22 protein-coding genes are annotated in these 20,973 nt (G+C 64.7%); 8 read left to right on the top strand and 14 right to left on the bottom strand.

Annotation, left to right across the window (positions count from 1 at the left end):
- Positions 1-19: 19 nt before the first annotated feature.
- Together BDD21_RS18050 and BDD21_RS18045 are read right to left on the bottom strand one after the other, a co-directional pair.
- Positions 20-3,025 (bottom strand): AsmA family protein, encoded by a 3,006-nt coding sequence (locus BDD21_RS18050; protein ID WP_170164808.1) that lies wholly within the window; start codon positions 3,023-3,025, stop codon positions 20-22.
- A gap of 42 nt (positions 3,026-3,067) precedes the next feature.
- On the bottom strand, positions 3,068-3,391 hold the full coding sequence (locus BDD21_RS18045; RefSeq protein WP_120798336.1) for a hypothetical protein: 324 nt from the start codon (positions 3,389-3,391) through the stop codon (positions 3,068-3,070).
- 115 nt (positions 3,392-3,506) lie between these two features.
- Between BDD21_RS18045 and BDD21_RS18040 the strand changes: the two genes are divergently transcribed.
- The 3 genes from BDD21_RS18040 to BDD21_RS27530 all read left to right on the top strand — a co-directional run bounded on the left by BDD21_RS18040 (position 3,507) and on the right by BDD21_RS27530 (position 4,603).
- Positions 3,507-3,734, top strand: a complete 228-nt coding sequence (locus tag BDD21_RS18040) for a type II toxin-antitoxin system Phd/YefM family antitoxin (RefSeq protein WP_120798335.1) — start codon at positions 3,507-3,509, stop codon at positions 3,732-3,734.
- The gene (locus BDD21_RS18035; RefSeq protein WP_120798334.1) at positions 3,734-4,120 is read left to right on the top strand and encodes a type II toxin-antitoxin system VapC family toxin; all 387 of its coding nucleotides are present in this window, start codon (positions 3,734-3,736) and stop codon (positions 4,118-4,120) included. Before BDD21_RS18040 ends, BDD21_RS18035 begins: the two co-directional genes overlap by 1 nt.
- 78 nt (positions 4,121-4,198) lie before the next feature.
- Positions 4,199-4,603, top strand: coding sequence for a hypothetical protein (locus tag BDD21_RS27530; protein WP_147431136.1), 405 nt, complete (start codon positions 4,199-4,201; stop codon positions 4,601-4,603).
- Here BDD21_RS27530 and BDD21_RS18030 read toward each other — a convergent pair.
- From BDD21_RS18030 to ppk2, 9 genes are all read right to left on the bottom strand, one after another.
- Positions 4,554-4,907: a transporter gene (locus tag BDD21_RS18030; protein ID WP_342769626.1), complete on the bottom strand. Its 354-nt coding sequence runs from the start codon at positions 4,905-4,907 to the stop codon at positions 4,554-4,556. The two genes, BDD21_RS27530 and BDD21_RS18030, sit on opposite strands and share 50 nt — an antisense overlap.
- A gap of 29 nt (positions 4,908-4,936) precedes the next feature.
- Positions 4,937-5,074, bottom strand: a complete 138-nt coding sequence (locus BDD21_RS27940) for a hypothetical protein (RefSeq protein ID WP_170164647.1) — start codon at positions 5,072-5,074, stop codon at positions 4,937-4,939.
- 20 nt (positions 5,075-5,094) lie between these two features.
- On the bottom strand, positions 5,095-6,030 hold the full coding sequence (locus BDD21_RS18025) for a mechanosensitive ion channel domain-containing protein (protein WP_120798333.1): 936 nt from the start codon (positions 6,028-6,030) through the stop codon (positions 5,095-5,097).
- A 140-nt stretch (positions 6,031-6,170) separates the two neighbouring features.
- Positions 6,171-7,400 (bottom strand): HlyD family secretion protein, encoded by a 1,230-nt coding sequence (locus BDD21_RS18020; RefSeq protein WP_120798332.1) that lies wholly within the window; start codon positions 7,398-7,400, stop codon positions 6,171-6,173.
- Between the two features lie 3 nt (positions 7,401-7,403).
- Positions 7,404-7,862 (bottom strand): hypothetical protein, encoded by a 459-nt coding sequence (locus tag BDD21_RS18015; RefSeq protein ID WP_120799999.1) that lies wholly within the window; start codon positions 7,860-7,862, stop codon positions 7,404-7,406.
- Positions 7,863-7,953: 91 nt separating this feature from the next.
- Entirely contained in the window at positions 7,954-8,274 is a 321-nt protein-coding gene (locus BDD21_RS18010) for a hypothetical protein (RefSeq protein WP_120798331.1), read from the bottom strand.
- The gene (locus BDD21_RS18005) at positions 8,274-9,059 is read right to left on the bottom strand and encodes a DUF2092 domain-containing protein (protein WP_170164806.1); all 786 of its coding nucleotides are present in this window, start codon (positions 9,057-9,059) and stop codon (positions 8,274-8,276) included. The genes BDD21_RS18010 and BDD21_RS18005 overlap by 1 nt, the downstream gene beginning before the upstream one ends.
- 62 nt (positions 9,060-9,121) lie before the next feature.
- Positions 9,122-10,864: a SulP family inorganic anion transporter gene (locus BDD21_RS18000; protein ID WP_170164805.1), complete on the bottom strand. Its 1,743-nt coding sequence runs from the start codon at positions 10,862-10,864 to the stop codon at positions 9,122-9,124.
- A gap of 51 nt (positions 10,865-10,915) precedes the next feature.
- Complete coding sequence (gene ppk2 / locus BDD21_RS17995) at positions 10,916-11,752, bottom strand: polyphosphate kinase 2 (RefSeq protein ID WP_120798329.1); 837 nt, start codon at positions 11,750-11,752, stop codon at positions 10,916-10,918.
- Between the two features lie 368 nt (positions 11,753-12,120).
- Here ppk2 and BDD21_RS17990 point away from each other — a divergent pair, with 368 nt between their 5' ends.
- On the top strand, positions 12,121-12,654 hold the full coding sequence (locus tag BDD21_RS17990) for a hypothetical protein (RefSeq protein WP_147431134.1): 534 nt from the start codon (positions 12,121-12,123) through the stop codon (positions 12,652-12,654).
- 352 nt (positions 12,655-13,006) lie between these two features.
- Here the strand turns inward: BDD21_RS17990 and BDD21_RS17985 are convergent, their stop codons facing one another.
- The gene (locus BDD21_RS17985) at positions 13,007-14,011 is read right to left on the bottom strand and encodes a hypothetical protein (protein WP_120798327.1); all 1,005 of its coding nucleotides are present in this window, start codon (positions 14,009-14,011) and stop codon (positions 13,007-13,009) included.
- A 469-nt stretch (positions 14,012-14,480) separates the two neighbouring features.
- Here BDD21_RS17985 and BDD21_RS17980 point away from each other — a divergent pair, with 469 nt between their 5' ends.
- Complete coding sequence (locus BDD21_RS17980; protein ID WP_120798326.1) at positions 14,481-14,759, top strand: hypothetical protein; 279 nt, start codon at positions 14,481-14,483, stop codon at positions 14,757-14,759.
- A gap of 89 nt (positions 14,760-14,848) precedes the next feature.
- Here the strand turns inward: BDD21_RS17980 and BDD21_RS17975 are convergent, their stop codons facing one another.
- On the bottom strand, positions 14,849-15,823 hold the full coding sequence (locus BDD21_RS17975) for a PDC sensor domain-containing protein (RefSeq protein WP_120798325.1): 975 nt from the start codon (positions 15,821-15,823) through the stop codon (positions 14,849-14,851).
- A gap of 287 nt (positions 15,824-16,110) precedes the next feature.
- On the opposite strand from BDD21_RS17975, the gene BDD21_RS17970 reads away from it, so the two are divergent.
- Positions 16,111-16,371 carry a hypothetical protein gene (locus tag BDD21_RS17970; RefSeq protein ID WP_120798324.1) on the top strand — a complete coding sequence of 87 codons (261 nt, stop codon included), beginning with the start codon at positions 16,111-16,113 and terminating at the stop codon, positions 16,369-16,371.
- Between the two features lie 113 nt (positions 16,372-16,484).
- On the opposite strand, the gene clpB is transcribed toward BDD21_RS17970, so the two are convergent.
- Complete coding sequence (gene clpB, locus BDD21_RS17965; RefSeq protein WP_120798323.1) at positions 16,485-19,079, bottom strand: ATP-dependent chaperone ClpB; 2,595 nt, start codon at positions 19,077-19,079, stop codon at positions 16,485-16,487.
- A gap of 362 nt (positions 19,080-19,441) precedes the next feature.
- Here clpB and BDD21_RS17960 point away from each other — a divergent pair, with 362 nt between their 5' ends.
- Positions 19,442-20,362, top strand: coding sequence for a LysR substrate-binding domain-containing protein (locus BDD21_RS17960; RefSeq protein WP_120798322.1), 921 nt, complete (start codon positions 19,442-19,444; stop codon positions 20,360-20,362).
- 378 nt (positions 20,363-20,740) lie between these two features.
- Positions 20,741-20,935 carry a hypothetical protein gene (locus BDD21_RS17955; RefSeq protein WP_120798321.1) on the top strand — a complete coding sequence of 65 codons (195 nt, stop codon included), beginning with the start codon at positions 20,741-20,743 and terminating at the stop codon, positions 20,933-20,935.
- Positions 20,936-20,973 lie beyond the last annotated feature (38 nt).

Here is a 20,973-nt window from a genome sequence, read left to right as displayed (position 1 = left end):
GCCGAGCCGACTGAGTGATTCAACCTTTCCTGACGGCATCGCAGGGATTCGTCCCGCTGGTGAGCCGCCGGACGAACTGGTCGGCGAGGAGACTGATTCCGGACGTGGCCCAGGCGGCGCCTCCGTAGGTCAGGAGTGCTGCCGGGTCGATCCCTGCCCGGGGATTCCTCAGAGTGCCCTTGATATAGACGAATCGGTCGGCGATGCCGAGGAGGCTGAGCCCGATCCCGCGTCGCTTGGCGGTCTTGAAACGGCGGTCGATGCCCTCCGTACGAAGGTTGAGCGCCCCGCCGCCAATGGCATTGATCGTCTTGGTCTGAACGGCCAAGCCGCGGGTGCTCACGGCAATGCCGTCGGCGAGATCGAATTGGAGAACGGCGCATTCCAGATCGTTGTAATGCACGCGGCTGTCCAGGTCGAGCGCGAGTGGGTTGAGCACGTCCAACAGGGTGAAGAGCAGCCCGCCGAGCGGCAGCACCTCAGCCGCTTTTTTGTGTAATCGCCCTGCCCCCAGCGACAGCTCCAGATGGCCGGCGGCGTTCCGTAGCAGATCGTTCAACGCGGTTGCGACGCCGGTGAGTCGCATGTCCAGTACGGTCTGGATATGGGACAGCGCGTCGGCGTCCTTCGCATCGAGCAACTGAGCCAGGTCCAGATTGCCCTTGGCTCGGATGTCGAATCGCCACCCGGCCCGATCCGAGCGCAGATCCATCTCGGCACGGAGACGTTCTGCCCCGGTGGCGAGCGTCGCTTGGAGGTGCCCGGCATCCAGGGCTGCGTTCAGCTCAAGCAGGTCGAACCCGAGGTCACCCGCCTTGAGGTGGCCGACCGTCAGGCGCAGGGTCCCGTCGAGCATCCGCAACAGATCGGGCGGTAGGCGTTGTGCGGGCGTCGAGCGGGCGTTACTCGCTGTCGGCAAGCCCATGCCGAGGTAAGGCGTCAGATCCAGTCGCTGCGCGCTGAGCGTCGCCTCGATACGTGGCACGGGACCGGGGCGGATCGTCAGGTTCCCGGCGAGGTCGCTGTCCCCGCTCGCCGCCTTCAGATCGCGCAGCGCCCAACCGTCGTCGAGACCCTGGAGACGGGCGGAAGCCGTCAGGGGCGGACCGTCCGGAAACCCGGAGGCGAGCCCTTGACCGAACGGACTGCCGGCGAGCTCACCCAGAACGGAGAGGTCTTGGATCGCGGCCTCGACGTCCAGCGTGCTGCCCCGCAGTGCGTCGAGCCGGGCGAGCCGTCCCTTCACGCCGATCGTGAGCCCGGGTTGTTCGAGCGACAGATCCAGGTTCAGGTCGCGACCGGCCAGCAAGGCGTCGAGTGGCCCGATACTTCCGCGGATCTCCGCGCCTTTCGTCTTGGAGCGCCGCTTCGCCAGGACATCGATCTTCGGCCAACCCCTGCCCTGCGGCAGCAGATCGACGAGTCGGCCACCGGTGAGATCCAGATCGAACCGCTCGCCTCCCGTCGCAAGGGCCGTCTGCAGCCTGACGGCTGTGCCGGACTCCAGAGTCAAGCGGGGTTTGGTGAGCGTGATCGCCGCCGGGGCCTGCGGCTTGTTTGCCGCCGGCGCTCGGAGCTGGGCCTGCGTGGAGCGGAGTTCGCCGGCCAAGGATGCGATCAGCGCCCGCGCGGTCGTCCCCTGCGCCTTGGCGGTCAGGGAGACCCGCTCGAGATACCCGCCGGGCGGTTTCGCCGAGTGTAGGAAGGCGAGTGCCTCGGGCAGGAGGATTCGCTCGGCCTTCAGGTCCGCGGTCCAGGCCGGTCGAGCCTGTCGAGCATCGAGCGCTGCCTCGCCCGCGAGGGCGACGCCGGGAAGCACGACGTCGAGCGACCCCAGGCGCAAGCGTCCGTCGTCGAGGGTAACCCGGGTGGCGAGCCGCTCGATCGTCAGGGGATTGGTCTCCAGCCCCTCGATCCGCAGCGCGAGATCCAGGTCCAGATTGCGCAGACGCTCGACCGGGAAGGGGCGATCCAGCCAGGTGGGAGCCTCGTCGCTTGTCGCGGTGGACCCATTGAAGCTGCCCGGGGCACGCAGATCCAGCTTCTCGATGTTTAGACTGCCTTGGATGCTCGGCCTCGGCCCGCCCAGCGTCAGGGAGAGATCGCCGGCAAGTCGTGCGTCGCCGTGGGGGATTCGACCCAATGGCTCGGGTGCGTCGACGGATCCCTCGATCCGATCGAGCGCGAGTCCGTCATCGCCGCGAAGCAGACGACCCGACATGCGCAACCCGCCCGCCGGAGGGGCATACGCAGGGAACAGTGGCTGCAGGGCTTGCAGATCCGGCACGGCGAGGTCGACCCGGGCCTCGATCTGCGCGACGTCGAAGGGTGCGCCCGTGCTTCCCGAGGCTTCCAGACTGGCATCGGCAACCTGCATTCGGACAGCGAAGGGCCAGTGGGCTGACCCTGACTCGCCCGCTGGCCCGGCAGAGACGGAGATTGCCACGGGGATACCCGACAGGCCGATCTCGCCCTCGACATCCAGACTCCAACCTGTGTTCGGACCGTCGAGACCCGACAGATCAATGCGGTCGATCCGAAAGCCCCGGGGAGGATCCGACGCCGCGTGGAGAACGAGCGTCGATTCCACCAGGCGAACCGAATCGACGGTGACCCGGAAGCCGCCCCGGCTGCTTGGCCGATCGCTCGGAACCCAGTCCGCAAGCTGATCAGGATCGAGATGGATGACGGCGTCCTGAACCTGGATGCGTCCGATCCGAAGCTGCCGGTCGAACAGGGCCGCAAGATCGAGATCGCCCTCCAAGCGCCCGGCATACCAGGGCCGAGGTGCCGCAGAACCTTCCACCCCGGCGATCTCGAGATCCACCAGGACGAGCGAGGGACGTGGCAACCAAGCGACTCCGACTGCACCCTCGATCCGTACCGACCGACCCAGGGCGCGGCTCGCAGCCTCGGCGAGCAGACCCTTGTGAGCTTCCAGGTAAACCGGTAGTGAGGCAATCGTAATGCCGATCGCAGCCAGGACCAGCAAGAGTCCCCACAAGGCGATATGGACCGCTTTCATCGGCGCTGCGGACATCCTCAGCTCAAGGCGCCATCATCGCAATCAGGCAGCCGAAGACATCCGCACCACCGGCGCGCTGTCGAGCAGCTTGGTCACGACTGCGACAAGCGGCGCGATATCCAGGCGGTTGGCGAAGACCGTGAAGATCAGGCGCCGCGCCTCGCGCACCGCCTTGATGGTCGGAGCCGGGTCGAAAGGCGCATAGCTGACCTCGGGCAATGTCTGCCCGCCGCTCGCCAGAAAGTCGGCCTTGACCTCGGGCGGCCAAGCCAGGGCGCTCAGAACCCGTAAGGGTCGGCAGCCCTCATGCAGCAGCCGGGCGACGGCCTTGATGCGGTCATGCTCGCGCTGGGTGGCATCGCTCATCGGGGACATCCGTAAGGGATGACTCGGGATCACGTCATTCATGATTGAAGTCGCGTCAGAGTGTTTCTGTCAAATCATCTAAACTGACCAACAAGTCACCGACCGGGATCCCCGCATGAGTCAATACAACATCACCGAGGCCAAGGCCCAACTCTCGGATCTCACCCGTCGCGCCATGGCCGGCGAGGAGATCATCATCGCCAGGGACAACCGCCCGCTGGTCAGGCTGGTGCCGGTGCAGTCGCCCAAGCGGCCGCGCGAGCCCGGCTCCGGCAAGGGACAATTGCTCTGGATCGCCCCGGATTTCGACGCCATCCCGGGCGGCTTCGAGGAGTACCTCTGATGCGGCTCCTGCTCGACACCCACACGCTTCTGTGGTGGGTGGACGATGACCCGCGACTCTCCCCGGAAGCCCGGCGCCTGATCGGCGATGAAGAGAACGCCTGTCATGTCAGCCTGGTCTCCGCCTGGGAGATGGCCATCAAGTCCGCGATCGGCAAGCTCAGGCTCGCGGTGCCCGTGCAGCGTTATTTTCAGGAGCATCTGCCAGCCAACGACTTCCAACTCCTGCCGATCGACCTCGGACACGTCACCTTGGTGGAGACCCTGCCGCTGCGTCATCGCGACCCCTTCGATCGCCTGTTGATGGCACAGGCGCAGCACGGGGGGCTGACGCTGGTGTCGATCGATTCGGCCTTCGATGCCTATGGAGTGACGCGGATCTGGTGATGGACCCGATTGATGTGGCGGCAGAGGGCCGCAGACGGTATCGTCCGATGTCGACCAAAACCCCGGACATGCCCGCGGATGCTCCCTTTGCCAGCCTCGATTGTATCTGTTCTGCAGCCCTTTGCCTGCCTGTTCACCGCGCCGACGCTGGCACATCTGCACGTCTTGCTGGCGGGAACGCTGCTGGCGCAAGGGCCGAGCACGGTGACGGCGGCGCTGCGGGTGATGGGGCTGAACGCGGAGCGGCGCTTCGAGCGTGACCATCGAGCGCTGAATCGCGCGCGCTGGTCTTTACGCCAAGGGGCGCGGATTCTGCTGGGTCTCTTGGACGGATGGCGACTGTCCCGGGGGGTCATGTTCTTCGAGCGCGGGCGCAGCATTTGCTCCGGCGGTTCGCAAGGCGAAACGCCTCAGCACATGCCGTCGGCCGAGGTCAAAGCCCCCCGCCCCAGCGGTATTGCCAGGCGATGCCGATCAGGTTGATGGCCGTGCGCCCGCCGGTGAAGTGTGTCACATCCAGCGACGCCCAGACGCCCGAGCGGAAACCGCGGAACACATGTGCCTGTGTCGAGTAGAGGGGCTCTTGCGAGCGGGTGCCGCCGTTCAGGAAGTCTTGGTTGTCCGTGTAGAGGGTCACCGCGCCGGCAAGCTCGAAGGTCCAGGGGCCGACGGCCTTCGAGACGCCGATCTCGGGCTTGAACCACCAGCGATTGGTGCCGAGGTTGACCACGCGGCTGTTGCCGTATTGGCCCCAAGGTGCCGAGACCTGTAGGCTGGCGCCGACGATGAGGTCCTGTTTGTAGTCCCGAAACTCCTTCAGTAGTTCACGCCGATCGGCGCATTCGAGAAGGCCCGCGGCTCGATGTCCTGGGCCTGCACCTGGAACACCTGACCGACGAGCAGAAACCCGACAATTGCGCCGCAAAAAACAAGATGCCTGGTTAAGCGGGACATACGACTCCGGACGCGATGACTCAAAGCTCTCGGCGCGCGGTCCGGGTCTCCGGTGCCGCGGGCGCCGCGTACCAGTCCTGCTCGGGCACCCAAACCTTCTGGTCGGGCTGCGACACGAAATTCGGGGACATGATCTGCACGCCGTACTCGTTGAAGACATCCTGGATGTGGCCGTGCAGCTCCGACAGGGCGAAGAACCGCTGCTCGGGGCGATCGATGTGCACGAACAGCTCGTACTCCGGATAGAAATCGGCCAGCGTACGTTGCAGGACAAAGGGCGCAGGCTCCTTGCGGACCAGGGAGGTGCGCCCGGCGGCGAGCGTCAGCATCGCATGGACCTGACGCCAGGGCGTGTCGTAGCCGATGGTGACCTTGGTCCCGACGACAGCCCCGCGCTCGTCGGCCAGGCGCGAATAGTTGGTGATGGGCGAGCCCACCAGCACCGCGTCGAGAATCAGCGGCAGACTGCGCTGCTCGCGCCGTGCATCCAGCGCCTCCTGGAGCACATCGACCACCCGCCGAACCTGCTCGTCAACGGTTTCCCCAGTCACCGCGTCAGCGTCCTCGGGAACCAGTCCGAAGACCGGATGACCGTCGATCTGCACCCAGAAACCGTTGAGATTCGCGAAGGTCGAGCGGACGGCCTCGGCCGTGTTCCCCGGCTCGCGCACCAAGACATCGGTGATTTTGCCCTGGATCCGCCGGACCCGCTCCGCTGGCGAGATCCCGCCGATATCGGCGCGCAGGATCGCAATCTCTCGATTCCAAAAGGTCAGACTCGCGGGCTCACCCTGGCTGACCTCGATCCGACCGGACTCGGAGATGGGCGCGGGGGCGGACTCCGGGGCTGACGGGGGAGCGGCTGCCGACGCCGATCCCAAGGACAGGATCCAGATCAAACACCCGAGGCAGCACATACGGATCGGCTGACGCCGGTTCATCGGGGGTGTTGGCATGGCGCATGTTCCACCGGATCGAAGATGAAAAGGCCCGAGGTCATGCTCGACCCTCGCCGCCTGCCGTTGACCTGTTTCCCGTTTGCAGCAAGGCCAGGCGGGTGCTCTCTTCAGCCGTGAACCCGACCCGAAAACCCCGATCAATGCCCGCCCAAGACCAGTGTCTGGATCGGCAAGAGCAGCGCCTGGATGCGCAGGAGCATCGCGTGCACCAGCCCGACGGTCTCGATGGCGTGGAGCCCGAGCCAGCGCAGGGCGCCGATATTTGGCTCCTGAAGCGCCTCGTGGGTGCTGGTGTAGGTATTGGCGATACAGCTGCCGCCCTGGGGCAAGTCGTCGAGCTGGCCGGCATAGAGCGGTTCCATCATCACCGTGATGGTTCCGGGCTTTGCAAACTGCTGGATATCCATGATGGTGTCGGTCGCGCGCACCTGACCGGAGGCGATGACGTTCTGAACCTCGGTCACGACCATCGGGATGATCTGCCAAGGCTTGGCGATGCAGGTCACCTCGCCGATCATGCCCACCTTCAGGACTTGCGCCTCGATCTGTCCGAAGCCAGCCATGAGGCCGTCCACCTTGCGCTCGGGCACCAGGATGCCGGCGGGTCTGAGCATGGGGTTGACCACGTCGCCGGGGCGCAGCGCGAACTGTTGCAGGATGCCGTCGGTACCGGCTACGACCAGCGTGTTGGCGAGGTCCGCCTCGGCCTCTTTGAGCGTGGCCTCGGCGCTTGCCTGCTCGGCCGGGAGCTGGAACTCGATCTGCGAAAAGACCGCCTCGCGGGCCGCCAGGGCCGCGTCGAGCGCGCCCTGTTGGGTTTCGACCTGAACCCCGATCCGCTCGACGTCGCGCTCCGAGATCGAGCCCGGGCTGCGCCTTTGCAATTCCGCGCGGGTTTCGAGCTCGTCGGTCGCCTGCTTGAGCGCCCCGCGCGCCTGCACGATGCGCGCATCGGCTTCGGCCAGTTGGGACTGCGCCACGACTCGCGCGGCCTCGACCTCTGCGACCTTACGACGGGCGGTCTCCACCGCCGCTTCCTGTTGGGTGCTTTCGAGGCGGAACAAGGGCTGTCCGGCCTTCACTTGCTGGTTGATCTCGACGAAGGTCTCGGCGACCCGACCGTTGATCTTCGGCAGGACGGTCACGGTGCGGTATACCGAGTTGGCGGCCTTCGTGGAGGGGTGGAAGTAGAAGATCGTCGTGATCAGACTGACGGTGAGGATCACGCACAGGGTGATGCCCCAGCGCAGCTCGTACCAGACCGAGAACAGTGTGATCTCGCGCCCGACCCGCTTGCCCTGCACGAAGCGGCGATACAGGAAATCCGGCAGAATGGTGAGCGAGGAGCACAGCAAGAGTTCGAACATCGCTCATGCCTCCCGTTGCGCGGCCGGACGCTCGGCGGTCGGCTGCAGCCCTGTTTGCTCGGGCGTCGGCGCGGGCGGCGACACGCGTTGTGCAAGTGTTGCGGAGGTCTCGGGGCCGGAGTTCGCGGCAATTCGGTCGAGCGAGCGGGCGATCGACGACAGCGGCGTCCCGAAATCCGGCAAGGGCACGAGTGCCAGCAGCAACCCCGCGACCCAGAAGGCGTGGTTGTGGGTGAAGAGCGCCAGCAGCCCGAGCACGGCGACGATCTGGAATTGCATCTTCTGGCCGCGATGCGCCATTCGCTCCGGCAATGAATGGAGCTTGAGATAGAAGATGCCGACGCCGATCACGGCGAGCAGCACGAAGATGGCCATCGCCACGAACAACACGTCGGTCTGCCCGGGCGCCGTGACGAACGGGGGTAAGTGGTGGATTGCGGCCGGGTGGAGCAGGTCCGCCATATCGAAAGTATCCTGGGTGCGTTGATGGGAGTCATTGGGGGTGAGCGAGAAGCCCTCATCCACCGTCTATCGTTATCTCGGACCCGTTCAATCAATCGACGTAGACCACCGCGTAGCGTCCGCCGTAGGACTGATAGTAGCTCCCGCCGCAGCTGTACAAGGAGGTGCCGTCGATCACGACCGTACGGCAGGCCGCCGGCAGCGTGGACACATAGACCGCAGAGCGGTGAATCGTCCGGCGTGTGGTGCGGCGGGCGACGCCGGCGACGCTCGCGGGCGTCATGGGCCGGCCCACGACCGCGTGCGCATCCTTGATCGCGATGCCGATCGGCAGCCAGCCGTCGACGATGAGCGCGGCGGCGATCAGGCCGATCCCCATCGCGATTGAGTTGATTGGACGGCGTGTCTTCATCAGGGAGCCTCCTCGATCGTGAGCGCGCCCAGGTCGTCGACCGAGAGCGTTTCCAGTTGACGGGTGCCCTCGGGGGCGACGAAGGTAAAACGATCGGCCGCGATCGTCGGCGCCGTATCCCAGTTGCGGAACCGAACCGCGTATTGCGGTGCGCCGGTCACCCATTTGCTGGTGATGACATATTTCAGCGGCAGCGGCTGATCGCCGGTGCGGACCCAGATCTGCCAATCGACCTTGGCGGCTCGGAAGGCCAGATGATGGGCCTCGGTCCCGTCGACATAAGCAATGCCGAGATATGCGCCCGCGGTCACGTCCGTCATCAAACCGGGATAGGGGTCGGCGTAAAACAGATCGCCCGCCGGGGCGTCGAAACCCGTCGCGGCACGCAGCTCGGTCACCGCCTCGTCGATGGTGCCGGGGGCTTCGATCTGCGCGTAGATTTGGAGGCGCTTGCCGTGCAGCGTCAGGGTCTGGCCATCGAAGACGGCCTCCATCTCGGCCAGGGGACCCTGCCGATGGGCATGAAAGTGATTGGGCCGCTCGACCAGGAGGCTTGCCGAGCTGCTCAGCTGCAGCTTCTGGCCGGCGAGATCGATGATCTCGTCATCCACATCGGCCTGAACGCTGAAGGCGGCCAGACCGCCCAGATAGCTCGACATGGCCCGCAGAACCCGATCCGCTTCGGGATCGACGCCCTGCTCGGCCGCCGCCGCACCGCCCGCGAGACCGAGGCTCAGGACGATGCCCGTCGCCTGAACAAGCCCCCGAACGGTGGTTATTCGCAAACATCGCTGGATCAATGGTTTGCCCTCTCTTATTGGTGATTCCGAAGCACATGCAGTGAACATTACTCGGGTTGCTCGCCGGCGGGCGCCGCTGTCTGCATCGCTCGGTAGGCTTTGACCGCTTGGCGCAGCGTCGGGAAATGTCGTCGTATCAGTCCGGGCTCGTCCAGCCCCGCGGCCCGACGCCGTTGCGCAGCCTCGGTCATGCGCCCGGCCAGCACCAGTTCGGCGCCCTGCCGGCGCAGCGTCGCGGCCAGTGCTTCGAGCTCGGTGTAGCCGGTATAGTCGAGGCCGGTGACCGGCACCGCGTCGAGCACGAACCACCTCAGGTCCGGTCCCGCGGCGGCGATGGCCGCCAGGGCCTGTTGCTTGAAATGCGGCGCGTTGAAGAACACCAGCGGGGCGTTGAAGCGAAACAGCACCAGTCCAGGCTCGGTTGCGGCGTCGGCATGGCGGGCAATCGAATGGAAGCCGGACAGACCCGGCACCCTGCCGAGGACCTCGACCTGCGGCCGCGCGGACAAGCGCACGAACCGCGCCAGTGCCAGCGCGACCACCACGAGAATCGCCTTGAGCGCCCCGACCCAGATGACGCCGATGGTGGCGAGCAACGCCAGTGCGAGCTCGAGCCGGTCCAGCCGGTAGAGTACCGCCAGTGTCTTGAGATTGACCAGCGACAGCGAGGCGCTGATCAAGATCGCACCCAGCGCCGCGATCGGAACGTACTGCAGCGGCCCGGTCAGGAACAACAGCACCAGCGCGATGCTGCCGGCGGCGATCAGCCCGGCGACCTGGGTGCGTCCGCCGGCGGCGTCGTTCATCGCCGTGCGCGAGTCGGCCCCGGCGATGGCGAAGGACTGGGACAGGCCGGCGGCGATGTTGGCCGCGCCGAGCGCGCTCATCTCCCGATCGACATTGATGTCGTACTGGTTCTTCGCCGCAAAGCTGCGGGCCGTCAGCATGGTGCTGGAGAAGCTGATCAGGGCCAGCCCGGCCGCCGCCGCCGCGACGTCATCGAGCAGATCGAAGGGGATGCCGGGGATCGCGAGCGTCGGCAATCCGGCCGGCACCGTGCCGACGACGGCCACGCCGAGTTTGTCCAGACCGAGCAGCACCACCGCGAGCGTCGCCGCGACCAGTGCCACGAGGGCCGCCGGCAGCCGCGGAAACAGTCGCTTGGACAGGATCAGCACCAGGTAGGTGCCGACGCCGACCGCCAGCGTCGGCCACTGGGTCTGACCGATATGCGTCGCGACCTCCACGAGCTTCGGCACGATGCCATGGGCATCGACCGCGAAGCCGAACAGTTTGCCCAACTGCCCGGCGATGATATAGAGCGCAATGCCGTTCAGATAACCGACCAGGATCGGCTTGGACAGGAAGTCCGCCAGCGCGCCGAGCCGCAGAAAACTGGCGCCGATCAGATACAGCCCGGTCAGGATCGTCATCACCACCGAGAGCGCGACGTAGAGCTGCGGGTCGCCGGCCGCAAGCGGCGCGATGGAGGCCGCCAGCAGCGCCGCGGTCGCGGCATCAGGGCCGACGATCAGTTGTCGGGAGGTGCCGAAGAGTGCATAGGCCAGCAACGGCAGGATGCTGGCGTAAAGTCCGACGACCGGGTTGAAGCCGGCGAGCTGGGCGTAGGCCACGCCCACCGGCAGCGCCACCGCGGCCACCGACAGGCCGGCCATCAGGTCATGCGACAGATCGGCTCGGCGGTAGTGAAGAAGCGCGGGCAGGCCGGGGGCGAAGCGTGCCAGGCGCCCGGTCGACCCGTTCGGGGACGTCGGTGGATCGTTCGTCATCCTGTTCTCCGCGCTCCACTCACTCGCTCTCAGGGCTCCGGGTTGATAGGCTCAGAAGGTTTCCGGGATCGTTTTGACCGGATAGTCCGGTTCGACATAATCGCCCGGTTTCTGCCGTTTGGGCAGCGCCACCTTGTCGCGCGGCAACTCCTGGTAGGGGATGCGGCTCAGCAGGTGGTTGATGATATTCAAGCGAGCCCGCTTCTTGTCGTCCGATCGGGCGACGTACCAGGGCGCCCAAGGGGTGTCGGTGGCCACGAACATGGCGTCGCGCGCCCGGGAATAGTCATACCAGCGGCTGTAGGACTGCAGATCCATCGGCGAGAGCTTCCAGAGCTTGCGCCCGTCCTCGATGCGGGCCTCCAAGCGCCGGGTCTGCTCCTCGGGGCTGACCTCCAGCCAGTATTTCAGCAGGATGATCCCGGAGTCGATCATCGCCTTCTCGACCATCGGGGTCATCTCCAGGAAGCGCTTGGTCTGTTTCTCCGTGCAGAAGCCCATGACCCGCTCGACTCCGGCCCGGTTGTACCAACTGCGGTCGAAGATGACGACCTCTCCCGCTGCCGGGAAGTGGGCCATGTAGCGCTGCACGTACATCTGGCTCTGCTCGCGCTCGGTGGGCGCCGGCAGGGCGACCACGCGGAAGACCCGCGGGCTCACGCGCTCGGTGATCGCCTTGATGGTGCCGCCCTTGCCGGCGCCGTCGCGGCCCTCGAAGACGACGCAGACCCTCAGACCTGCGTGCTTAACCCACTCCTGGAGCTTCACGAGCTCCACGTGCAGCTTGCGCAGCGCCTTATCATAGTCCTTGGTCCCCAGCTTGCGCAGCTCGGTGGACGCGGTCACCGCTGGCACGTCACCGGACTTCGTATGTGCTTTCTTACTCATGGTGTGCCTTCCGATCGTGATTCGGCGATTGAGGGAGATCGTTTTACTGATAGGTACAGGTCGTTCGTGCCCTCGGTATCGCGCCGCGCAGAGCGGCATGGTCGAGGCCAATCGAGTGAGAATCAACGCCCGTGATCCACGCAGCATGGCAGCAACCGAACGACTTGTGACCCGGGAATTTTCCCGGGGTCAAGGCTCAACAACTTTCGGGATCACGGAATTCGGCACGATGGTGCCGGTCGCCGCGGGCGTTCGGACCGGGTGTATTCTTGACCGGTCGACTGGGTGCTTTTGGGCCATTGCGCCTGTCTCCCGCGAGCGATCGCAAACAGGGCGGGTCTACCGCCGATAACCTGGTGCATCTCAAGGTGACAAATCAAACCTGCGCGCGCGCCGCTGATTTCGAAGCGCTGATTGCCGATCTGTCGTCGCGCTTCGCGAACCTACCGGCGGGCGACATCGACCTGGAAATCGAAATCGCGCTGCAGCGAATCTGCGTCTACTTCGGCATCGACTTGGCGGTGCTTTGGCAGTGGTCCGCCGCGCCGCCGGGGAGCATCGTGCCCTCCCATTATCACGATGCCGAGAAAGGACTCGAGCCTCCCCGGCCACTCGATGAGCAGCAGTTCCACTGGTACGTCCAGCAGATGCTGGCCGGCCGTCTGATTCTGACTCGCTCTCTTGAGTCTTTGCCCGCTCAGGCGGCCGTCGATCGGGAATCCTGTGCGCTCTACAACGTGCGCGCGGCACTCTGGCTGCCGCTCGCCCCGGGCGGCGAGCCGCCTGTGGGGGCGCTCGGTTTAAATACCCTTGGGCGGGAACGGGATTGGCCCGACGCAGCTTCGGTGTTCTGCGCGACATCAGCCGCAAGAAGCGCACCGAGCTGGCACTGCAGCGGCTGAGCCAACAACTGCTCCGCGCGCAGGAACAGGAGCGCGCGCTGATCGCACGCGAGCTGTTGACCGAAGGTCTGGCCGCCAAGGAAATCGCGGCGCGCACGTTAGGTGCTTTCCGGGAAAGGATCTACCGACAGTGCCGGAACCAAGGTCAGTCGTCGAAGGTTCTACTCGTTGTCGTTGTCGTTGTCGTTGTCGGATTCCGGAGGAACCGATCCTTCCTTGCACATCCGATCGGCCGGAAGCAACGGCGCGAAGCGGCGTGCCCCCGGGATAGACGACTTGCAGTCGTCCTCTTCCACGGGCGACCGGATTGGACGGCGTGCCGACCCTGCGGCTCGCACTTCCGGGGTTCGCCCTAAAGATAGCGCTCCGCTGCAGCCACGAAGTCCTCGCGCGGCGGAATCTCGTCGGGCGTGATCATCAGCGGCAGCATCACAAGCCGCCACCCGCGCGCGTTGTGCAACTCCTTCAGGACGATACGCCGAGCCGACGGTTGCCCCGGGTCGCGCCGGATATTCATCGCATCGAGCGAGAGGTCGAGCTCTTCCGCCCAGAACCGGCGCTCGGCTTCGGCGAGCGAGTCGGCGACGATACCCAGGTGAGCCCGCAAGACGCCGTCATCCGTACCCAAGGCCGCGAGCTGAGCCGTGATTGTGTTCAGCTCGCCCATCAGCGCAGCGGGGTCACCGGGTGTGGTCTGCGTTGCCTCGAAGGTCCAGCCCCCGCGCTCCAACGCCGTGCGCTTGCGGCGCAGCAGATCACGCTGGCGCATGAGGTCCTCGCGCTCGACCCGCACCTCGGCGATCCGGTTCAACGCCAGGGCGAGCAGATGGTCGAAGGCCCGCCGCCGCAGGGCACGGCGCATCTCGGCCTCATCCACGCGCGGATCCACCAGGCGATGACCGGTGAAGCTGACGGCGACTTGCGGCACATCGCGCCGCACCTGGTCGCCGACCAGATCCATGCCGAGGATGTTTCGCTCCACGCGCTCGGCGAGGAGCAAGCAGGTCACCTGTTCGGCGGCAGCACCTTCGGGCGTCGCCAAAAAGGCCGTCAGCGAGGGATCCCGTCCGAAGATCCCGAGCATGTCCGCGGCGGATGTAAAGACCGCTGCCAGGCGAGGATCCTCGCCATGCTCGCGCCGCCCCGCCATCAGCGGTGTCGGGACGGCGTCCACCAGCGCGACAACATGATCGATCGCGTGGATGACCGGCCCGCGCAGACGCTTGCGGTAACCCGGCAGCAGAAGCAGCCGAGCGTCGGTCCCCTCCACGGCGCGATCGATGGCCGCCTCGATCAGCGACTCGGGATAACGTCCGCGTGACTCGCCGCCGCGAAAGATGGACTGGAACAGGTTCACGCCGCTTATCTCCCCGTCATTAAACCGCGCCCGGTGCGGTATGCGATGTTTTTGGATGGGATCGTCCCCGGCAGACGTGACGACCGCTGGAGCCGGCGCGGTTTAAGAGATTTAAAAAGATATGATTTTAAACCGCGTCCCCGCTCAGGGCCGCGGATGCAACGAACGTCGAGCTCACTCGAAAATTTAGCATCTCGATCTGGACGCGGTTTAACCGCCTTATCAAGTCCTATCAGGCCATGTGTCGGCAATACTTCAAGCACCGAATCGTTGTCGTTGTCGTAATCGAGAACGACAACCGTGCCAAAGGGATCGACTCGTCGAGTTGTCTTCCCTTTTTTAGGCGCTTCCAAACCCTTGCTTTTCAGGAGTTCCGATCTCGCAGGCGCAAGCGTATTCTCTTGCTCTCGGCCCGTCACGCGCCGATCGGCGCAGACACCGAATCAACCCAATCCCACGGGAGAACACCATGACCGATGCCTCGCACCAAGACGGTGTGATCGTTGCCATTCTCGAACGCTTCGAGAAGTTTCGGCTGCCGCGCGCGCTCGACATCAAGGCGAAGGTCGACCGCGGCGAGAGACTCGACGACGCCGACCTCGCTCATCTTCACGCGGTTTTCGAGGATGCGGAGGGCATGAAGCGCTACGTGGACCAGCGCCCCGACGTGCAGGGGATCTACACGCGCGCGGTCGCGCTGTACCAGGAGATCACCAAGAAGGCTTTGGAGAACGAACAATCGGCTTAAACCGCGCCCAGCGCGGTATGCGATGTTTTTGGAGGGGATCGGACTCGGCAGACTTGACGGCCGCTGGAGTCGGCTCGGTGTTCCAGACCTCAGCTGCCGCCCTCCAACGCGCAGGATTCGCCCGTGCCGATCCAAAAATCGAGGCTCTTGTGCAGGAAGTCGTCCCAGGGCATGTAGTGCGAGCCATCGCACGAGAAGTTCAGCCCGACGATACCGTTGTAGATGTTGAGCGACCCCGAGCGTAGATAGATGTTCTCGTCCATGAAGCGCAGCGCCCGGAAGGTGCGGAAGACCTCGGCGACCCGATCCAACGGAATGGACGCATCGACCGGATAGGGGCGCTGTGGATAGGCGAGACAGGTGCCCGGATCGGCGAGATCCTCGTAGTCGAGGATTCGGAACCGAAAGGGGTCGTCGACAAGCCAGAGGGTGGCGCGCGAGCTGGAAAAATGCAGCTTGCCGTGGAAGACCCCGTGCGCGGCGATCAGCTCGACGAGGAGATCGAGGATCTCGTCGATATGCCCGTCCATCAGACTCTCGACACGCTGTTGATCGAACAGACCGCCGCGGATCGCCGGATCGCCTTTGAGCTGGAGCCATTGCTCCGGCTGCTCGTAGAGCTCGCGGGTGAGCGGAAGCTCGCGCAGATCGAAGTCGGCACCGAGATAGCCCAGCGGTGCGCCCTGCTCGTCCTCGATCCGCTGGATCGCGGTGAGCGAAGGACGGCGGGCGTTGCGGCTGATATAGACGGGCGACAGCGAGAAGCGCTCGCCGGCGAGCGCCTCGGCCAAGTAGGGTCGCTCGCGCCGATCTCGACCCCAATGCTCCGGCAACAGGCCGTGCGGGGAGACGTTCGCCGTCAATTGGCGGGCCTCATGGTCGAGCACGTAGAGATACTTGCAGGACGCGAGCGTCGGCAATGCCGCGAGCAGGATCTGCTCCAAAGCGGTGCGATCCGGCCAAGCCGCGCGACACGGCTCGACCAGCCGCGCGAGCGATGCCGCCAGTCGACCCTGCAAGAGGATGCGTTGACGTGCGACGACCGTTTTGAGCGCTTGGCTCATTGCAAGGGTCTCCCGATTCGAATGAAACCGCGCCCTGTGGTGCGGTACGTGATCTTTTTGGATGGGGCCGGCCCCGGCAGATGTGACGACCGCTGGAGCCGGCGCGGTTTAAGGGCGGATTCTAGCCGGAATCGGGCCGGACGGGCCGATCGCACCTGATGCCCTGGTCGGGCACGTCGAGAAATTCGAACAAAATCCCGACCGAATCGGAAGGATTAGGCGTTTTGATTCGCATCTGAATCAACGACAGTCTATAAGGACAACAAAAACCTTGGAGGAGACTCAAGATGCGTATTCCGACAGCAACCGATATTTCGAACGTCATCGATACGGCGATTCGTATCCGCGATCGACTCGCATCGATGGATGCGGGGAAGGTCGCCACGCGCACGGTCGGCGGCGCCGTCGTCCTGACCGCATCGTTCTTGGTCATCGCCAACCCTCACGCCACGCCGACCCCGGATCCGAGCGCGGTCGTCGCGTCACGCATCGCACCTGTGGGCACCGTGCAGCTCGGCGCACCGATCATGGCCTCGGCAGTCGAGTAAGATCCCCACTCGGCGACAGAACATCTCGGACGGCCATCCCGCAGGAAGTCACTTCAAGGGCGCGAAGGATATCCACCCCTTCGCGCCTTCTTCGTTCGGTCAGTGCCCGAACGCTATAAGACTTCCCCCTGCAGGACCCGCTCGAAGCTGAGCTGTCCGTTCTCCAGACCCACCTCGATCAGATCGCCCGGGGCGAACTTCCCGGACAGGATCTCTTGGGCGAGCGGATTTTCGAGCTGCGCCCGGATCGCACGTTTGAGCGGACGCGCCCCGTAGACCGGATCGAAACCAGCCTCGCCGAGATGATCCAGAGCGGCATCGCTGACCTCCAGCGCCATATCCCGATCCGAAAGACGCTTGCGCAGATAGTCGATCTGGATCCGTGCGATCGCCCGGATCTGCGCCGGCTGCAGCGGATGGAAGACCACGATCTCGTCGAGCCGGTTGATGAACTCGGGCCTGAAGTGCACCCGCACGATCTCCATCACGGCGTCCTTCATCTCGGCATAGTTGGCCTCGCCGGCGACCTGCTGGATCACGTCCGAGCCTAGGTTCGAGGTCATGACGATCACTGCATTTCGGAAGTCGACCGTGCGCCCCTGCCCGTCCGTCAGACGCCCGTCGTCGAGCACCTGAAGCAGGACGTTGAAGACATCCGGGTGCGCCTTCTCGACCTCGTCGAGCAGGATCAGGCTGTAGGGACGGCGCCGAATCGCCTCGGTCAGATAGCCGCCTTCCTCGTAGCCGACATAGCCGGGCGGTGCGCCGATGAGACGCGCGACCGAGTGTTTCTCCATGAACTCGGACATGTCGATACGGACCATCGCCTCGTCGGTGTCGAAGAGGAAGGACGCGAGCGCCTTGCACAGCTCGGTCTTGCCCACACCAGTTGGCCCGAGAAACAGGAAGGAGCCGATCGGCCGGCCCGGATCGGACAGTCCCGCACGCGAGCGGCGGATGGCATCGCTCACCGCACGCACCGCCTCGGCCTGGCCGACGACGCGCTTCTCGATCTCCTGCTCCATGCGCAACAGCTTATCGCGCTCGCCTTCGAGCATGCGCGAGACCGGGATGCCGGTCCATTTGGAGACGATCTCGGCGATCTCCTCCTCCGTAACCTTGTTGCGCAGGAGTCGGTTCTCGCCCTGCTCGGCATCCGCGGCTCCGGCAAGCTGCTTTTCCAGCTCCGGGATTCGCCCGTATTGCAGCTCGGACATACGTCCGAGGTCCCCGGCGCGGCGCGCGGTTTCCATCTCCACACGCGCCCGGTCGAGCGCCTCCTTGATGTGCGCCGTTCCCTGCACCGCCGCCTTCTCCGACTTCCAGATCTCGTCGAGATCGGAGAACTCGCGCTCGGCACGCTCGATCTGACTTTCCAGATCGATCAAGCGTTTCTTGGACGCCTCGTCCGACTCCTTCTTGAGTGCGACCTGCTCGATCTTGAGTTGGATCAGACGCCGATTGAGGCGGTCCATCTCCTCGGGCATGGAGTCGATCTCCATGCGGATCTGGGAGGCGGCCTCGTCGATCAGGTCGATCGCCTTATCGGGCAGCTGACGATCGGAGATGTAACGATGCGAGAGCACGGCCGCGGCGACGATGGCCGGATCGGTGATCTCGACCGCATGATGGACCTCGTAACGCTCTTTAAGTCCGCGCAGGATGGCGATGGTGTCCTCGACATTCGGCTCATCAACCAGGACCTTTTGGAAACGCCGCTCCAGCGCCGCGTCCTTCTCGACATACTTGCGGTATTCGTCCAGCGTCGTCGCACCCACGCAATGCAGCTCGCCGCGCGCCAGCGCCGGCTTGAGCATGTTGCCGGCATCCATCGAGCCCTCGGCCTTGCCGGCGCCGACCATGGTGTGCAGCTCGTCGATGAAGAGGATGATGTTGCCTTCCTGACGACCGATGTCGTTCAGGACCGCCTTGAGACGCTCTTCGAACTCGCCGCGGAACTTGGCCCCGGCGATCAAGGCGGCCATGTCGAGCGAGAGCAGGCGCCGGCCCTTAAGCCCCTCGGGGACTTCGCCGTTGACGATGCGCTGCGCAAGGCCCTCGACGATGGCGGTCTTGCCCACGCCCGGCTCGCCGATCAGGACCGGGTTGTTTTTGGTGCGGCGTTGCAGAACCTGGATGGTGCGCCGAATCTCGTCGTCGCGCCCGATGACCGGGTCGAGCTTGCCCTGCTCGGCGCGCTCGGTCATATCGATGGTGAACTTCTCGAGCGCCTGACGCTGTTCCTCTGCATTGGGGTCGTTCACGCTCTGACCGCCCCGAACCGCCTCGATCGCCTTCTCGATCGCGCCCTTGCTTGCACCCGCCTCGCGCAACGCGGAACCCAGGGCGCCGCGATCCTCGAGCGCGGCCAACACGAAGAGCTCGGAGGAGATGTACTGATCGCTGCGCTGCTGCGCGAGCTTGTCGGTCTGATTCAGGAGCCGGTTCAGGTCGTTGCCGACATGGACATCGCCGCCCGCGCCCTCCACGGTCGGCAGCCGGTCGAGCTGATCACCCAAGGCGGAGCGCAACCGATTCACGTTGACGTCGGCGCGCGTCAGCAAGTGCCGCACCGAGCCGCCCTCCTGATCCAGCAAAGCAACCATCAGGTGAAGCGGCTCGATGAACTGGTGATCCCGTCCCACGGCCAGGCTCTGCGCATCCGCCAAGGCCATCTGAAACTTCGCGGTCAGCTTGTCCATTCTCACGGTGCATGACTCCTGAGTTTTTATAAGGTCATTGCGGAGGTGGGGAATCGGCCGGGGGCAATCAAGCGGGCTCGGCGTTCAGCTTCCTGCCTCATGCCTCCTGCCTCCTGCCGTCAGCCGTCAGCCGTCAGCCGTCAGCCGTCAGCCGTCAGCCGTCAGCCAGAGGATGCCGGCATTCCAGACGTCCAATCAAGCCGGAAACAGCAACTAAACAGCGAAACCAAGGTACCCTGACCCGAACAGTGACAACCGGAAGCTGAGAGCTGAGAGCTGAGAGCTGAGAGCTGACGGCTGGAAGCTGGAGGCTGGAAGCTGGAGGCTGGAAGCTGGAGACCAACGCCCCGCCGCTGTATCATCGCTACGTGAACCTCCGAGACCTCAAATACATCCTGGCCGTCGCCGAGACACGCCACTTCGGTCGTGCCGCGGAGCGCTGCTTCGTGAGTCAGCCGACCTTGAGCGGGCAGATCAAGAAGCTCGAGGAGGAGCTCGACGTGGTCATCTTCGAGCGCACGAACCGCTCGGTGGAGATTACACCGGTCGGCGAGGCGATTCTCGGGCATGCGCGGCTCGCCTTGGAGCAGGCCCAGGCCATCGAGCAAGTCGCGCGCGCCCATCAAGACCCGCTCGCCGGCCCGCTGCGCATCGGGGCCATTCCGACACTGAGCCCCTATTTGATCCCTCAGATCCTGGTGCCGTTGAAACGCAACTACCCGAATCTGAAGTTGATCCTGTCGGAGGAGATTACCGACCTGCTCCTCGGTCGCCTCGTGCGGCATGAGATCGATGCTGCGCTGCTCGCCACGCCGGTCGAGGATACCGACCTAGACACCATGCCGCTGTTCGACGAACCCTTTTGGCTCGCCCATCCGCGCAACGATCCTCTCTACGAGAAGGACGAGATCACGGCGAAGGACCTGGAAGAGGTCGATCTTCTTCTGCTGGCCGACGGTCATTGCCTCACCCACCAGGTCATGGAGGTCTGCCGTCTCGCCGAGCGGCCGACGAAGGGCGAGATGGCGGACTTGCGCGCCGCGAGCCTGGAGACGCTGCTGCAGCTCGTCGGCGCGGGCTTCGGCTGTACGCTGGTCCCGGCGCTGGCGATCCGCGGGGCCTGGATGACCGACAGCGGCATCATCGCCCGCCCGCTGAGCAACCTTCCGGATGCGTTCCGACGCATCTCGTTGGTCTACCGGCGCAGCTTCCCGAGACGTGCTGCGCTGCAGGCTTTCGCCGAGGTGATCCGGCAGCACCTCCCGAACACGGTAAGACGTCTGAGCTGATCCCGATCAGGGAATCGTCGATTTCTTGCAGCTCGACTCCCACCTGCCGGTCGCCGAGATTAAAACCGAATTCGTTCCCGTTCGGCACCTTTTGTCTTGCAAAGCCGGACGCTGCACGCATTTTTTAATCATCATAGAGACACATCAATGCGTTGCGGAAAAGAATCATGAGTGTTGCGATGCCGACAAAAGCGCTCCGATACGCTAGACTCCATGTGGGGTCAACGACAAATCGCATGCGTTTGTTTGTTGCGAAGCGGCTACAGATCCTGAGTAGCCAAGGGTCTCGACGAGATGGCAAGACTTGTGCGTCATTCACAGCAAGCCAAGCAAGTCGCCATCGTCCGTCTTCGGATCCATCGTCAGGGGATATGCGTCATGAGCACACAACGTTCACTCGCCTTTTGGGAACTCTGCCGTCAAGGGCTTCCGCTACTCGCGGATGCAGCCGACGACTGTTGGGAGCACGGCAAACGGTTCGAGCTGCGCAGCGACATCGCGGTCACGCGAACGCTGAAGGTTCTTATCGACCGGTGCAACTGGGAGATCGAGCGCAAGAGCCGCGCGGCCTGAAACGCATCGATCGGGCGTACGCCCGAATCCAGTCCGAC

The organism is Thiocapsa rosea (assembly GCF_003634315.1).
Lineage (GTDB): Bacteria > Pseudomonadota > Gammaproteobacteria > Chromatiales > Chromatiaceae > Thiocapsa > Thiocapsa rosea.
Note: the sequence above shows the minus strand (reverse complement) of the source record. Positions and strands in the feature narration are given on the sequence as shown.